Source organism: Prevotella sp. BV3P1, assembly GCF_000479005.1.
Lineage (GTDB): Bacteria > Bacteroidota > Bacteroidia > Bacteroidales > Bacteroidaceae > Prevotella.
This window is the reverse complement of sequence record NZ_AWXC01000006.1, coordinates 1-15,928: the sequence shown is the minus strand read 5'-3', so window position 1 is coordinate 15,928 and position 15,928 is coordinate 1. Positions and strand designations below refer to the sequence as shown.

Sequence of the window (15,928 nt, the reverse complement as noted above, 5' to 3'; positions counted from 1 at the left end):
AAGATGACGTATCTACTGAGCCTGTTGCTGGGCGTGTTCACCGTGGTAGAGCTGAACTGCGAGAACCTTTTCGACTGCCGCCATGACAGTCTGAAACATGATGAGCAGTTCCTGCCGGCGTCTGATTATCATTGGACGCCTCACCGCTATTGGCAGAAAGTGAACCGCATCGGGCAGACCATCCTATCTTGTGGCGAATCAAACGATGGCTGGTCGCTGCCCGACCTTGTGGGCCTGTGCGAGGTAGAGAACGACAGTTGTTTGGTTGATTTAACCAAACGGTCGCTGTTGCGCAAGGCCCGCTATGAGTATGTGATGACCCACTCGCCCGATGAGCGGGGCATCGACGTGGCCTTGCTGTATTCTCCGTTCTCGTTTCAGTTACTTCAATCTTATTCCATCCGCATCCATCCCATGAAAGAGATGCGCCCCACGCGTGACATCCTGTATGCCAAAGGGCTGATAGGCAGGGCTGATACGCTGCATGTCTTTGTGGTACACGCCCCCAGCAGGATGGGTGGCGAGCGTGCCACTCGCGCCCACCGGCGGCTGGTAGGTGAGCGGCTGTTGCAGGCGGTTGATTCCCTTCGCGCCTTGTCGGCCAGTCCCCGCCTCTTGGTCATGGGTGATTTCAACGACTATTCCACGGATGAAAACATTCGACAGTTAACCGAGCACGGCCTTGTAGATATTTCTCAACATGCTGTTGGCACGCACGGAGCCAAAGGAACGTATCGCTTTCGGGGCGATTGGGGCAGCTTGGATCATGTCATGGTGGACGAACTCGCGGCGAAAAGGCTGGTGGAATGTCATGTGCATGATGCCCCGTTCTTGCTGAAAGAAGATGAAAAATACGGCGGAGTGCAACCCCGGAGGAATTATTTGGGACCTCGTTATCAGGATGGTTTCAGTGACCATTTACCCTTGGTAGTCAGACTTCGATGGAACGACTGACAGCATCATTACCCCTCTTTCCATGAAGGGTAGATGCCTGATGAACAGGCTGTTTGTTTTATCTGGTTGTAAAAAAAACACATGGATGATGTGTAATGACCCTAAAAAATAGTATATTTGCAGACAAATCATGTACTCGGTGCCGATTGGCACTGCGATGAAAATCATTAAATACCGATATTTATCATGAAGACAAACCGTAGAGCGTTTTTGAAAACAATGGGAACAATTGGGCTTTTTTCGATTGTTCCGCGTAAAGTCTTGGGTGGAAATGGATTTATTTCACCCAGTGACCAGTTGACAAAAGGAATCATTGGTGTGGGAGGAATAGGCAAGTCGTCTTACCACTTCACGAGTTCCGATGCCTGTAGATTAGTGTCAGTCTGTGATGTTGACCAAAAACATTTGCAGCAAGCCGTTGATTTAGGCAAGAAGAAATTTGGAACTACACTCACCACCTACCATGATTTCCGTGACTTAATTGGTGATCCCAACGTGGATATTGTGCACATTGCCACTCCACCTCATTGGCATGCACTGATGGCAGTTGAGGCAGCAAGGGCTGGAAAGGATGTTTGGTGCGAAAAACCCATGACCCGTACCATCGGAGAAGGTAGAAAGATTGTAGAGGCCATGCAACGTTATAATCGTATATTTAGGTTAAATACATGGTTCAGGTTTAAGGATACTTTCTACGGATTGGGCACAACCGTACAACCCTTGAAGAAGCTTGTGGACAGTGGAATGTTGGGTTGGCCGTTGAAAGTTGTTGTGTCTGGTGCGACAGGCTTTACCTGGAAATTCTATTGGGTTGGCAAAGACAATCTGCAACCACAACCAGTTCCACAAGAGTTGGATTATGACATGTGGTTAGGTCCGGCTCCCTTCAAGCCTTACAACGCCCATCGTGTACATCAAACGTTTAGAGGATATTGGGATTATGATGGCGGTGGACTCACTGACATGGGGCAGCATTACCTCGATCCCATCCAATATTTCTTAGGCAAGGACAACACCTCACCCGTGAAAGTGGAAGTGGATGCACCTCAGCAGCATTACGATGCAGTAGGAATCTGGCGTAAGATTACCTACACATACGCTGATGGTTGCCAAATTGTGCTTGAGGGTGAAGGTTACGAAAGCAAGGGAAAGGTGCCGTATATCGAAGGTCCGAAGGGTAAGGTGTACAAAGGTTTTGAATGCACCATACCAGACGTGATGAACAAGTTGGCCGAATATCCTGATCCAGAACCGCAGAACACCGACTTCCTGGATTGCATTCGCACTCGAAAGAAGTTTGCGCTCAACGAACTGAATGGGCATCATAGCTGCACATTGGTCAACATGGCAACCGTGGCTTTGCGCTTGAATCGCAAGGAATTGGCATTCGATCCTAAGACACAGTTGTTCATAGGGGATGATGCCGCCAATGCTTTGGTCAATCAACCCATGCGTAAAGGATGGAATTTCTAAGGTTCCAAGTTGATAAATGAATTGACAATTTAATCAATCAAATAAACATGAAAAAGCTTCAATATCATATACTTATATTATTGCTCTTGTGTATATGCACCGTTGGTCATTCGCAAGGAACAGATCAAAGAAATAGAGTAGCCTCGACCATCATAGCCGATGGATTGGCACAGCTGCCCGCTAACAATGTAGAGACCTTCAACCAGGTGATGGAAGAGATGGCCCAGACAGGTGCGGATGGCATTAAATCGTTGGTAGGGCTGTTCGGTCCAACCAGCAAAGGCGCTAATGCTTCCTATGAATATGCTGTCAATGGCGTGGTAGACTATGTAACCCGACCCGACAAAGCCAATCTCCGGGCTGGTGTGAAAGAGGGTTTGGTTCAGGCATTGCGTTCTTCTAAAGATCAGGTTTTGCAGGCTTTCTTGATCACGCAGATACAAAAACTCGCCACAGCAGCCGATGTTGCCGTGTTCGAGGCGTATCTTAATGACGGCTACCTGCAGCCGTTTGCCATGAGTGCGCTGGCCACAACACCAGGTATTGATCAATACTTAATAGGTTGGCTACCCAAGTCGGACTTGCCAAAGCAGACATTGGCTCATCTCATCACCACGCGTCAGTTGGTTTCACCCACATTGGAACCGATGCTCTTGTCATGGATTCCTGGGGCTGATTCACAGACGTTGAATGAAATTTACAAGGCTTTGGTGATTAATGGCTCTACGAAAGCCGCCAAAGTGTTGGGCAAACAGGCTAAATCAGTTGGTTATCAATACGAACCAACACATGTAGCCGATGCCTACATGCAGCTGCTAACCCGCCTGGCAAGCAATGACTCTAAATGGGTAGGCAAGGCTGCCAAGCAGCTGGTTAAGCAACAAAGGCCAGCCATTCGTTGTGCCGCGTTGGAACTGTTGCTGAAAACTTCTGGCTCGAAAGCAACGTCAGAAGTGCTCAAGGCCTTGAAGGATAAGGATGTGCAATATAGGAATACAGCTTTGGCCATGGCGGAAGAAAGCGCTGGAAATGGCATTTTCAAAGCCGTTTACAATCAGATTGACCGGCTTTCGGTGCCTGCTCAGATAGACGTGGTTCGTTGGTTGGGCAACAATAGACAACAGAATTTTGTTGAGATTGTTCTCAAGAAAATGATGAGCAGCAACGATGAACTCTCCAATGCTTCCATCCATGCCGCCAGTCAGATAGGAGGCCCACAAGCATTGCAAGGACTGATGGCATTGTTGGGTGGTCAGAAAGCCGGTCAAGCACTACTGGCACTCAAGTCATTCAAAGGCTCCATCCAAGCTGAGGCCCTCAAGTCACTGGGCAATAGCAATGCGTCTGTACAGGCTCAAGCACTGAAATTAATTGCTGAACGCCGCATGTATCAGGCTTACGATGAGGTGTTGCGACTGACCGCTTCACAAAATGCTGTTGTAAAGACTGCCGCTTATGAGGCACTGGGTAGCATTTCTGACTATCAACATTTCGAACCTTTGTGCGAAATGCTGGAACGTGCCGATGCTGCCACGGCTCCACATTTGCAGAAAGCCGCTTTGTATGCACTTCATCTGCAGTCGTCTGCAGATCAGTTCGCTGCCATTCAAAAACGATTGGCCAAAACTACTCGTCCTCAACTATATTATCCCATGCTGGCACAGGCAGGCAACCAACAGGCCATCCGTCGGCTGGTGGTAGAGTTCCATTTCCAGAAGCCTTCTATGGCCGATGAAGCCTTCAATTCTTTGTTGAAAATTGACAACGAATCGGTGATAGACGTGCTTGAGCAGATTGCATCAACAACCGCTACTCGGAAAGACCAGGCGTTGAAGCGTGCCTTGACACTGACCAAACGTTCATCACTGAATGGTATGGAAAGGTATTTGTTGTATCGTCGGGCCCTCGAAATGAACCCCTCTGTTTCGGTTGTCAACAGCTATCTGTCGGCATTGGGTAGCATCCATGAGCTGCCTGCATTAACGCTTGCCGCACAATATCTTGATAAGAAAGAGAATGCCTATCAGGCTGCAACCGTCGTGAAGACCATTATTGCTAAAAACAAAGCCCTGCAAGGTGGCGAAACCATCAAGACATGGCTCAACAAAGCTAAGGACATTTTCAGTGCCAAGACCGAAGATGCCGATGCTGGATATGCCATTGATGAAATCAAAGGTCTGTTGGGCAAGTGGCAGTCGGATGGCTTTATGCATGAAGTGGTTGACGGCAAGTGCAAGGGCAAGGCCTCTGTAGGCAGTGGCGACACATTTGAAAACGTCGACTTGTACGTGGACTGGCGAACCAAGGGCAAAGGAATGCTGTATCTGCGCTCTATGCCAGAGGTGGTACTGGATGGCACCACGGGTGCACGGTTTGTGCATGCTGCCGACAACAAGCTCGTGGCTGTTGAGCAGAACGCAAAGCCCGGTGAGTGGAATACGCTACATGTACGCTTGGTCAACGACAGACTTTTGATTGAATCGAATGGCCGTGTGGTTGCCGAGAATGTCATCATCAAGAACACCCCGAGCCGTTTGCCAATCAAAACCGTAGGACAAATTTTCTTCATGGGCGGAGAAGAGGAGATGCAGATTCGTGATTTGATGATTCACAAACTGCCTTCTACCCCTGTGTTTACCTTGTCAAAAGAAGAGAAAGAAGAAGGTTACGAAGTGCTGTTCGATGGCCGTTCGCTCGACAAGTGGGAAGGAAATCTCATCAATTACGTTCCCGTGGATGGCAATATTTATGTAAGTGCCAAGTACGGAGCCGGTGGAAACCTCTATTCAAAGAAGAAGTATAGTGACTTTATCTACCGCTTTGAATTTAGTTTTGTGAAGCCAGGAGTCAACAATGGCATAGGCATTCGTACCAAGCACGGTGTTGATGCTGCCTACGATGGCATGGAGATTCAGGTGCTCGACCATGATGACCCCATCTATAAAGGACTACATGACTATCAGCAGCATGGTGCCGTTTATGGTATCATTGTGCCGAAACATGTCAAGTTCGGTCCTTTGGGAACCTGGAACGTTGAAGAAATTCGCGCCATTGGCGACCGCATCACCGTTACAGTGAATGGTGAGGTGATTCTCGACGGCAATATTCGTGAAGCCTGTCAAGGCCACAATGTAGCCCCCGATGGCGGAAAAGTGAATCCATATACGGTAGACAAGAAAAATCACCCCGGCCTGTTCAACAAGGATGGTTATATCAGCTTCTGTGGTCATGGTGAGGGTGTGAAGTTCCGTAATGTCCGCATTCTGGATTTAAGCAAGAACAAGAAAACGTCAAAATCAAGAACAAGAAGAAGATAGTATTCGCTGTCAACGAAGACAAACATCAGCCGGTTCCGTGCATGGGTCATGGAACCGGCTTTCTTTTTCTCATATCTGTGACCGTGGGTGTACAACCTGGCCACTGATAGGTAGGTGAGAAAATTTAAGAATCCGTATTGTATTGATAATCAACTATTTGATTCATTCGTCTAAACTCTATGCTATTGGGTGCCAAACTCTATGCTATTGGGCGTCAAACTCTATGACTTTAGAGGTCAAACTCTATGTTATTAAAAACCAAGCCTTATGAGTGCTGTTTGAAGCAGGAAAAGCATACCGACTTGCACACGATATATAATTTGTGCAAAAGGACAATTTTTCCTTGATAATTTAAGCTAAATCACTTGGAGAATCGAAAAAATATATTACTTTTGCAAGAGGGGTGTAGTGTGATTGCAGGCAGCGTTTACGCCACGGCTGACATCAGTTAGGTTATTGGCTGTACCAGCAAGTTATCATCTCCCCAACATACTTATGAATACGCCTCACATATCATTCGCTGCGTTATTGTATGGTTCTTTTCCACATCGCAGCGGGGATTGGTTTCAACGATAGAGGCAAACAAGAAAATAATGATATAGAAACAACATAAAACAATGTTCGAGAATTTAAGTGATAGATTAGAAAAATCCTTTAAAATACTAAAAGGTGAAGGAAAGATTACCGAGATTAACGTTGCCGAAACGCTGAAAGACGTACGACGTGCATTGTTGGATGCTGACGTTAACTACAAGGTGGCCAAGAGCTTCACCGACCAGGTTAAGGAGAAGGCCATGGGCATGAACGTGCTCACAGCCGTGAAACCGGGTCAGTTGATGGTGAAGATTGTACACGATGAGCTGGCAGAACTCATGGGTGGTGAGGCAGTGGGACTACAGTTGGAATCCAAACCGGCCATCATTCTGATGTCGGGTTTGCAGGGTTCGGGTAAGACTACGTTCTCAGGAAAGCTGGCCAATCTGCTCAAGAGCAAGCAACGGAAAAATCCTTTGCTGGTTGCTTGCGACGTGTACCGTCCCGCTGCCATCGAACAGCTGAAGGTTGTTGGTGGCCAAGTGGGTGTTGAGGTATATAGTGAACCCGACAACAAGGACGTGGTTGCCATTGCCAAACAAGCCATTCAGCAAGCCAAAGCCAAAGGCAATGATGTGGTAATCATCGATACGGCGGGTCGTTTGGCGGTTGATGAGGAAATGATGGATGAGATAGCACGCCTCAAAGACGCCGTTCATCCTGACGAAACCCTGTTCGTTGTTGATGCGATGACGGGACAGGATGCCGTGAATACCGCAAAAGAATTTAATGACCGACTTGACTTCAACGGCGTTGTACTCACTAAATTGGATGGCGATACCCGTGGCGGTGCCGCGCTTTCCATTCGCACGGTGGTGACCAAACCTATTAAATTTGTGGGTACAGGCGAGAAGATGGAAGCCATCGACGTGTTCCATCCTTCGCGTATGGCCGACCGAATATTAGGCATGGGCGACATCGTTTCTTTGGTAGAGCGTGCCCAGGAACAGTTTGATGAGGAAGAAGCCAAGCGTCTGCAAAAGAAAATTCAAAAGAACAAGTTCGATTTCAACGACTTTCTCAACCAGATAGAGCAAATCAAGAAGATGGGTAACATCAAGGACTTGGCTGCCATGATACCGGGTGTTGGCAAGGCTATCAAGGACGTTGACATCGACAACGACTCGTTCAAAGGCATCGAGGCCATCATCAAGAGCATGACACCGAAAGAGCGCACGAATCCTGAAATATTGAATTCTTCACGCCGTCAGCGCATTGCCAAAGGTAGTGGAACGGACATTCAGGAGGTGAATCGATTGATCAAACAGTTTGACCAGACGCGAAAGATGATGAAGATGGTCACTGGCAACCGCATGGCAGGCATGATGAGCCGCATGAAAGGAATGCCAAAGATGCGCTAACGAGTTTTTAGATAAGGAGGAAGAAAACGAAATGCAACTCATAGACGGTAAGGCTACGGCCGCAGCCATCAAGGCAGAAATAGCCGAAGAAGTGAAAACAATGGTCGCCCGGGGCGGCAAGCAACCTCATTTGGCGGCTGTATTGGTGGGTCACGATGGTGGCAGTGAAACGTATGTTAAGAACAAGGTGAAGGCTTGTGAACAATGCGGATTCAAATCAACTTTAATTCGATTCGAGGACGATGTCACCGAAGAAGAACTCTTACAGTGCGTAGACAAGCTGAACAAAGACGAGGATGTAGATGGTTTTATCGTGCAGTTGCCACTGCCTGAGCACATCGATGAACAGAAAATCATTATGGCTATCGACTACAAAAAAGACGTAGATGGATTTCATCCCATCAACGTGGGTCGCATGGCAATAGGGCTTCCTTGCTTCATCTCGGCTACACCATTGGGAATCCTCACCCTGTTGCAATATTACGACATTGAGATGACTGGGAAAAAATGCGTTATTCTGGGGCGAAGCAACATCGTTGGCAAGCCCATGGCACAGCTTATGATGCAAAAGCAGTATGGCGATGCCACGGTGACGATTTGCCACACCAGTTCTAAGACCTTGAAAGATGAGTGTCGGCAGGCCGACATCATCATCGCAGCCGTTGGCAAACCTGACTTTGTTCGGGCTGACATGGTGAAAGAGGGGGCCGTAGTGATTGACGTGGGAACCACGCGCGTGCCAGACGCTTCGCGTAAGAGTGGATTCCGACTTAATGGAGATGTGAAGTTTGATGAGGTGTCGCCAAAGTGCAGTTACATCACACCAGTACCTGGTGGGGTAGGGCCCATGACGATATGTTCGCTGATGAAGAATACGTTGGCGGCGGCAAAAAAGGAATATTACAAATGACAGCAGAAGAATTCTATCAACAAGGCAACCGCTATCGGCAGCAGGAAAACTGGCAGATGGCACTGAATTGCTATCTGGAGGCCATCGAGTTGGACCCTCAGTCGCCCGCCGTGGCAGCCAAACAAATGGTAGAAGACATTCTGGGCTTTTACAATAAGGATGCATACAATCCTTAAACAACTAAAACATTATACAATGAGCAAGATGAAAGGAGCCATAGTCGTGAATACCGATCGCTGTAAAGGATGTTCACTCTGCGTGGTGGCATGTCCGCAAAAGGTGATCGAATTGGCTCAGAAACAAGTGAACACGCACGGATACAGATATGCGCAGGCCGTGAATCCAGACGATTGTGTGGGTTGTGCGGCATGTGGCATCGTTTGTCCGGATGGATGTATAACCGTTTATAGAAAACGAGTGGAGGCGTAACAAGATGGCAGCAGAACAAGAAATAATGTTGATGAAAGGGAACGAAGCTATTGCCAACGCAGCGATTCGCTGTGGCACTGATGGCTATTTCGGCTATCCCATTACTCCCCAGAGTGAGATTATTGAGACGCTGGCATTGCTCAAACCGTGGGAAACCACAGGGATGGTAGTGCTGCAAGCCGAGAGTGAGGTGGCGTCTATCAATATGGTTTATGGTGGCGCAGGTGCCGGAAAACGCGTGTTGACGAGCTCTTCGTCACCAGGAATTGCATTGATGCAGGAGGGTATCTCTTACATGGCGGGCGCCGAACTGCCGGGTGTGTTTGTCAATGTGCAACGCGGTGGTCCTGGATTGGGAACCATTCAGCCTTCGCAGAGTGATTATTTTCAAGCAACAAGAGGTGGTGGAAACGGTGATTATCAGGTCATCGTGTTGGCTCCTAACTCTGTTCAGGAGATGGCAGACTTTGTTGATTTGGCTTTCGAGTTGGCGTTCAAGTATCGCAACCCAGCCATGATTCTGAGTGATGGCGTGATAGGACAGATGATGGAAAAGGTAGTTCTACCTCCATTCAAGCCCCGTCGTACCGAGGAGGAGATTAAAAAAGAATGCCCATGGGCTACGGTTGGGCGGACAAAGAATCGCAAACCGAACATCATTACTTCGTTGGAACTCAAATCAGAAGTGATGGAAGAGCGTAATTTACATCTCCAAGAGAAGTACAACACCATTCAGGAGAACGAGGTAAGGTATGAAACACAGCAGATGGAAGATGCCGATTATATCATCGTAGCCTTTGGTAGTGCGGCTCGAATAGCCGAAAAAGCACTTGAATTGGCACGTGAAGAAGGATTGAAGGTTGGCCTGTTCCGCCCGATAACCTTGTGGCCATTCCCTCAAAAGGAACTCGCAGAGGCTGCTCAAGGCAAAAAAGGTGTGCTGGTAGCAGAGATTAATGCAGGACAGATGGTGCAGGATGTGCGGTTAGCCATTAACAACATTGTCAAAGTAGAACATTTCGGACGTCTTGGAGGTATCGTCCCTGAACCTGAAGAGATCGTCAAAGCATTGAAGGAGGAACTGTAGAATGAATAGTGATATCATATCTCCCGAGAACCTGGTTTATGCCAAACCGGAACTGATGAACGATGCAACCATGCACTATTGTCCTGGTTGTTCACACGGTGTCGTGCATAAATTGGTGGCCGAAGTCATTGCAGAAATGCAGATGGAGGAAAAGACTGTCGGCGTATGTCCTGTGGGTTGTGCGGTTTTCGCTTATCGTTATCTGGACATAGACTGGCAAGAAGCACCACATGGACGTGCTCCTGCGTTGGCAACGGCTGTTAAACGGCTGTGGCCCGACCGCTTGGTTTTCACCTATCAGGGTGATGGTGACCTGGCATGTATAGGAACAGCCGAGACGATTCATGCATTAAATAGAGGTGAAAACATCGTCATGATATTTATCAACAACGCCATTTATGGCATGACTGGTGGGCAAATGGCACCGACAACGCTTTTGGGTCAGAAGACCAGCACGTGTCCTTATGGCCGCGATCCCAAGCTACATGGCTATCCACTCAACATAACTGAGTTGGCTTCCAAGTTGGAAGGAACCTGCTATGTCACACGACAAAGTGTGGATACCGTGGCTTCCATCCGCCAAGCGAAGAAGGCTATCAAGAAAGCTTTCACTGCTTCGATGGAGGGAAAAGGGTCATCGCTTGTTGAAATGGTTAGCACATGCAACAGCGGATGGAAGGTTTCACCCGTCAAAGCCAATGAGTGGATGCGCGAAAACATGTTTGATAAATATCCAAAGGGCGACCTGAAAGACAATACAGGCCTATAACCAAACAGGAGGAAACAACGTATGAAGAAAGAAATTATCATATCGGGCTTTGGTGGACAGGGCGTACTTTCTATGGGTAAGATCCTGGCTTATTCGGGCTTGATGGAAGGAAAAGAGGTGACATGGATGCCTGCTTACGGCCCAGAGCAACGTGGTGGAACGGCCAATGTGACGGTCATTGTGAGCGACGAGCGCATTTCGTCGCCCATCTTAAGTAAATATGACGTAGCAATTGTGCTCAACCAGCCTTCGTTAGACAAGTTTCAACCGAAGATAAAGCCAGGTGGCATCTTGATATACGATGGTAATGGCATCGTCAGTCCACCATCAAGGACGGATATACAGGTTTATCGTATCGATGCTGTGGAGCAGGCTGCCGAGATGAAGAACGCCAAAGTGTTCAACATGATTGTACTGGGTGGACTTCTTAAGGTATGTCCCGTGGTTAGTACAGATGGGTTGCAGAAGGCTCTCTACAAGTCCTTGCCCGAGCGGCATCATCACATGATTCCACTCAACATGCAGGCTGTTGACATTGGAATGAAACTCATTACTAAACAAAGATAACTTGATTTTTATAACTCTCTAATTTTTTTTCAGAGCTGGTCGTAGTGATTACGGTCAGCTCTTTTTACTTCTTCAACTTCGATACATTTGCCATTTTAGCACCATATTATTAGATTGGAAATGTAAAAAAATGAATACTATTTCTAAATATAAGTCAAGTATATGCTATAAAATGTCAAAATTATTCGCATTTCTTTGGAGGTTATCGTTTTTTTTTCTTACTTTGTCTGTACAAATAGGAAACAAAAACATTATAATTGATTAAATTTAAGGTAAATGAAAAAATTAGGATTACTTATTACTGCAGCTGCCATGGCAGCATCTGTTTCAGCACAAACTGTAACAGAAAGCAAGACATTTGACAACTTTTATATTGGTATTAATGGTGGAGTTGCAACCAAAACAACGGGAAATAGTTGGATGAAGAACTTGAATCCCAATGCAGGTCTTCGCATTGGTCGCAATTTTACTCCAGTTTTTGGTATGGCTGCAGAGAGCAATGCTTACTTCTCTAACAAGCCTCTCGCATCAACTGGCACGGCTGTACGCGCGCTCAACACCAGCTTGTTGGGTACTATAAACCTCAGTAATTGGTTCGGTGGATATACTGGTGAGCCTCGTTCGTTCGAGTTGGTTGGTTTGTATGGATTCGGTTGGGGCCACTTGTTTGGTAACACTGACGCTTACAAGAAGATGAATCACGACAACCTGATTTCCAAGGCTGCCGTTGATTTCGTTTTCAACTTGGGCATAGAGAAGGCATGGCAGTTCTATGTAGAACCAGCTATTGTATGGGCTTTGAACGGCGATGGTACACAACCCATTGAGTACAACATCAACAAGTCAGCGGTACAGTTGAACGCTGGTTTCGTTTACAAGTTCAAAAACTCTAACGGTACCAACAACTTCACCATCGCACAGCTTCGCGATCAGGCAGAGATTGATGGCTTGAACGCACAAATCAACAGCCTTCGCAGCGACTTGAATGGTAAAGATGCTCAACTTTCTAACAAGGATCGTCAGATTTCTGATCTTCAGAAAGCCCTGAATGAGTGCAAAAACAAGAAGCCGGTATATGTGAAGCCAGCCACGGCAACCAACCTGCAACCTACGGTTCTCTTCCGTGTTGGTCAGAGCGTTGTAGACCGTTCTCAGATGCCAAACGTTGAGATGATTGCCAACTACATGAAGAATCATAAGAATGCGAAGATTACCATCAAGGGTTATGCTTCACCGGAAGGTCCTGCAGAGTTGAACCAACGTCTGTCAGAGAATCGTGCTAAGAACGTTAAGAACTTGCTCGTAAACAAGTATAAGATTGCTCCTAACCGCTTGACAGTTGTTGGTATGGGTGTGACAGACAAGCTGTTCAAAGAATACGACTTCAATCGTGTGGCCACTTTCAACGACGACACCAGCGCAGAGTAAATATCAGCATATATTCTATACAGAGATTCCCGGTGCCTCCGCAAGCATCGGGATTTTTGTTCGCCGTGCCGTACAGTCAGGCCAGTGTCGTTGCCGTTTTGGTGCCGCCTGCCTGTGCTGGTCTGCGCGGTTCGCCCTCAGACAATCTCCATGCTTCCCTTTCCGAAAGGCAAACTTATTTGAAGATTCTTGACATCCGGCTTCCTGTGCTTGCTTTGTTCCAAACCAAGTCTGGTATTTCCCTGAAATATCGCCGTTTTGAGAGGAATCCGTCATTTTTTGATAATCAATACGTTGGCATCAATACGGTATTGTCCGCCCTTTCCAAGGCACTCATTTTGCAGTCTGTTTGCGTTCGTTTTCCATCGTTACAGCTTGTCTTTTGGCTCCTCACCTCTATGCTTTTGGTCTGTAAATCCATCCTTGTTGCTTGCCAAGGTCATGGCATTTGGCAACTGAAGCATTGTTTTCGGGTCTTCTTGAGCTGTGGCTTATGCTGGAACACCGCATCCAGATGTGTTAAATTCCGGTTGCTTTTCTTGACATTTTATCGTGCACATGAAGGGTTTCCCCACCTTTTCCAAATATAGGATGATTACGTTACCTCAGTTCGGGATAAGAAAACGCAAAAAAGTAAAAAAGAACAAGGTAGTCTCATAAATATTTTGTACCTTTATAGTTAATAATCAAATAGTTACAAATATACTTATGCAGACTACCGATTACAAAATTACTGAATTATTCTGTGTTATAGATGATTTTTGCAAACATTTTGAAGCTGAAAATGGCGGGAAACTGCTTTTAGGTGACGATACCACGAAGCGTAGAAGGCGGAAGGCTTCCTTGTCCGACAGCGAAAGCATGACTATTTTATTGTATTTCCATTTCGGAACATTTCGTAATTTCAAGCACTATTACCTGTTCTTCATCAAGGGGACTTTTAAGTCGTACTTCCCTGACGCTGTCTCTTACAACCGTTTTGTTGAACTTGAAAGTAGGGTGTTTTTCCCTCTTATGTTCTTTCTTAATCTGCGTGCATTTGGAAGATGTACAGGTATTACATTTGTTGACTCAACAATGATTCCTGTATGCCACAATCTTAGACGCTATGCCAACAAGGCGTTCAAAGGCATTGCAACATGGCGGTAATATCCTTGTCTGCTTATGCCAAGATAACCGCAGGGTAAGCTGACAGGATGGCTTACCGGAGCCTGTTTTTCTTCTCCCTGCGACAAGGTCTTGATTACTTGGCATCGGAGTTTTTTCGTATGCGGATGTTGTATTTCTTCTCGGCAAGGTCGATCATCGTCTTGTTGGCCAAACCATAAAGTTTTTCAACGGCCAGTTCTTTCTCAAGACGTTTGATCTCTTTTGCATGAGCCTTGCGCTCACGTAATAGCTGCGCTTGAAGTGCTTCGAGCGTATCGGGGATATCTTCTTTTTTCATAAGATCTGCGAGTGATGAGACGTCGGGTGAGCCATATTCTGTATAAATACGATGGAAAGTGCTTAAAGGGATACCATGACGAGAAGAGAAGTCGCGCAAGGTTAAGCCACTTCTTACATACTGATGTAATAACAGAATTTTTTCTGATTCATTGTAATGAGACATAAATTTTTACTCCTTTTGATTTTAAAGGTGTCAACTTATTCAGTACACTACACGAGGCAAGAAACTCCAAATGATTTACACTTGTTTTTCATCAAAATGATGACTATGCAGATTAAAAATCGAAGTGCAATAAAAGAGTAGTCCTCGCCGAGAGATGCAGACGTTCTCGAAGCGTAGCGAGAGGTTGTCTGCATCTCTCGGCGAGGAAAAAAAACAACCAGCAATACAAATAAAAAAAGGGAGACCGCAGTCTCCCAAAGATTAATTAACTTTGTATTGTATATGTATCATCAATTAACCTCGGAGCAAAGGTCGCAAATTTTCGCCTTACTCCAAAAGAAAACAGCGAGAAAAGAAATTGCCCGCATTGTGGGCACGAGTGAGGCTACGATCAGTCGTGAGCTTGAGAGAAACAGCACGCCATCGGGAAAGTATATCTGGACAAAGGCGCACGACATGGCTATGCAGCGCAGAGAGAGAACAGTAAAGAACTCCAAACTCTCCGACGAATTGGTCTGGAGAATCAAGGAATATATTATCAACGACCAATGGTCTCCAAGACAAATATCAGGATATCTGCGCAAGAATGAGGGGATAAAGGTGTCCCACCAGTCCATCTACAACATCATCCACAATGACACAACAGGGGAACTTGCCAAGCACACAAGGCATAAGATGAAATACAGACATCGTCCCAAGAGCAGACATCTTCCAATTAAAGACAGGTTGAGTATCCATGAAAGAAGTAAGGAAGTTGACGGGAAGAGATTCGGAGATTTTGAGATGGACTTGATCGTAGACCCTGATCAGCATGCCATACTCACACTGGTGGAGAAATCCACCAATATGCTGCTTATGCAGAAACTGCCATTTGGAAAGCAGTCAAAGCCTCTGGCAAAGGTGGTCAGGAAACTGCTGCTGCTATACAAGGACTGCCTGAAGACCATTACAACAGACAATGGACCTGAATTTGCGGCACATAAGGACATTACCAAGTTTTTAGGCGTGCCAGTGTACTTCGCTGATCCATATTGCTCATGGCAAAAGGGAGCGATTGAGAATACAAATAAGCTGATCAGACAATATATACCGAAAAAGGATTCGTTTGAACATTATACAGACAAGAGAATTATGTCGAGACAAAAGAAACTGAACGAAAGACCGAGAGAAAAATTAAACTTTTCTACACCAAAACGAGAATTCTTCAAACACGTTTTGTAATTTTGCACTTGCTGGTTGACTCTACGACTAAAAAGCAAAATATCTTGCGTTTCTTTTCTTAATCCGAAATCTTTTCTTAAATTTGCAGCCAAACCATTCTAAATTCAGAGAGAATTGCTGCCTTTACATCATAGTTCACAACTACATTCCTTATATTATAAAGGTGTATGCACTGCACAGGAAAAAATGAATTTCCCTGTAAGAAA

Annotated in this window: 13 protein-coding genes and 1 pseudogene; 13 read left to right on the top strand and 1 reads right to left on the bottom strand. The window is 46.1% G+C overall.

The features are described from left to right. The first annotated feature begins 3 nt into the window (after window positions 1–3). From HMPREF1254_RS01000 to HMPREF1254_RS00940, 12 genes and pseudogenes are all read left to right on the top strand, one after another. Window positions 4–954: an endonuclease/exonuclease/phosphatase family protein gene (locus tag HMPREF1254_RS01000; protein WP_023056783.1), complete on the top strand. Its 951-nt coding sequence runs from the start codon at window positions 4–6 to the stop codon at window positions 952–954. A gap of 186 nt (window positions 955–1,140) precedes the next feature. Then, a complete protein-coding gene (locus tag HMPREF1254_RS00995; RefSeq protein WP_023056781.1) occupies window positions 1,141–2,427 on the top strand; it encodes a Gfo/Idh/MocA family oxidoreductase in 1,287 nt (428 codons plus the stop codon). Window positions 2,428–2,474: 47 nt separating this feature from the next. Further along, complete coding sequence (locus HMPREF1254_RS00990; protein WP_023056796.1) at window positions 2,475–5,744, top strand: family 16 glycoside hydrolase; 3,270 nt, start codon at window positions 2,475–2,477, stop codon at window positions 5,742–5,744. A 617-nt stretch (window positions 5,745–6,361) separates the two neighbouring features. Then, window positions 6,362–7,699, top strand: a complete 1,338-nt coding sequence (gene ffh, locus HMPREF1254_RS00985) for a signal recognition particle protein (protein WP_023056805.1) — start codon at window positions 6,362–6,364, stop codon at window positions 7,697–7,699. Window positions 7,700–7,730: 31 nt separating this feature from the next. Beyond that, window positions 7,731–8,609, top strand: a complete 879-nt coding sequence (gene folD, locus HMPREF1254_RS00980; protein ID WP_023056793.1) for a bifunctional methylenetetrahydrofolate dehydrogenase/methenyltetrahydrofolate cyclohydrolase FolD — start codon at window positions 7,731–7,733, stop codon at window positions 8,607–8,609. Continuing rightward, a complete protein-coding gene (locus tag HMPREF1254_RS00975) occupies window positions 8,606–8,785 on the top strand; it encodes a tetratricopeptide repeat protein (protein WP_004348375.1) in 180 nt (59 codons plus the stop codon). Before folD ends, HMPREF1254_RS00975 begins: the two co-directional genes overlap by 4 nt. A gap of 19 nt (window positions 8,786–8,804) precedes the next feature. Then, on the top strand, window positions 8,805–9,038 hold the full coding sequence (locus HMPREF1254_RS00970; RefSeq protein ID WP_023056787.1) for a 4Fe-4S dicluster domain-containing protein: 234 nt from the start codon (window positions 8,805–8,807) through the stop codon (window positions 9,036–9,038). A 4-nt stretch (window positions 9,039–9,042) separates the two neighbouring features. After that, window positions 9,043–10,125, top strand: coding sequence for a 3-methyl-2-oxobutanoate dehydrogenase subunit VorB (locus HMPREF1254_RS00965; RefSeq protein ID WP_023056790.1), 1,083 nt, complete (start codon window positions 9,043–9,045; stop codon window positions 10,123–10,125). A 1-nt stretch (window position 10,126) separates the two neighbouring features. After that, window positions 10,127–10,894, top strand: a complete 768-nt coding sequence (locus HMPREF1254_RS00960; RefSeq protein WP_023056802.1) for a thiamine pyrophosphate-dependent enzyme — start codon at window positions 10,127–10,129, stop codon at window positions 10,892–10,894. Window positions 10,895–10,915: 21 nt separating this feature from the next. Next, entirely contained in the window at window positions 10,916–11,461 is a 546-nt protein-coding gene (locus tag HMPREF1254_RS00955; protein ID WP_023056794.1) for a 2-oxoacid:acceptor oxidoreductase family protein, read from the top strand. Between the two features lie 276 nt (window positions 11,462–11,737). After that, the gene (locus HMPREF1254_RS00950; protein ID WP_023056792.1) at window positions 11,738–12,889 is read left to right on the top strand and encodes an OmpA family protein; all 1,152 of its coding nucleotides are present in this window, start codon (window positions 11,738–11,740) and stop codon (window positions 12,887–12,889) included. Window positions 12,890–13,597: 708 nt separating this feature from the next. Beyond that, window positions 13,598–14,029, top strand: a pseudogene (locus HMPREF1254_RS00940) (transposase); the annotation flags it as partial. A gap of 103 nt (window positions 14,030–14,132) precedes the next feature. On the opposite strand, the gene HMPREF1254_RS11550 reads toward HMPREF1254_RS00940, so the two are convergent. Then, entirely contained in the window at window positions 14,133–14,501 is a 369-nt protein-coding gene (locus HMPREF1254_RS11550; RefSeq protein WP_081699020.1) for a transposase, read from the bottom strand. Window positions 14,502–14,783: 282 nt separating this feature from the next. Between HMPREF1254_RS11550 and HMPREF1254_RS00930 the strand changes: the two genes are divergently transcribed. Beyond that, the gene (locus HMPREF1254_RS00930; protein WP_023056797.1) at window positions 14,784–15,722 is read left to right on the top strand and encodes an IS30 family transposase; all 939 of its coding nucleotides are present in this window, start codon (window positions 14,784–14,786) and stop codon (window positions 15,720–15,722) included. The last annotated feature ends 206 nt before the right edge of the window (window positions 15,723–15,928 follow it).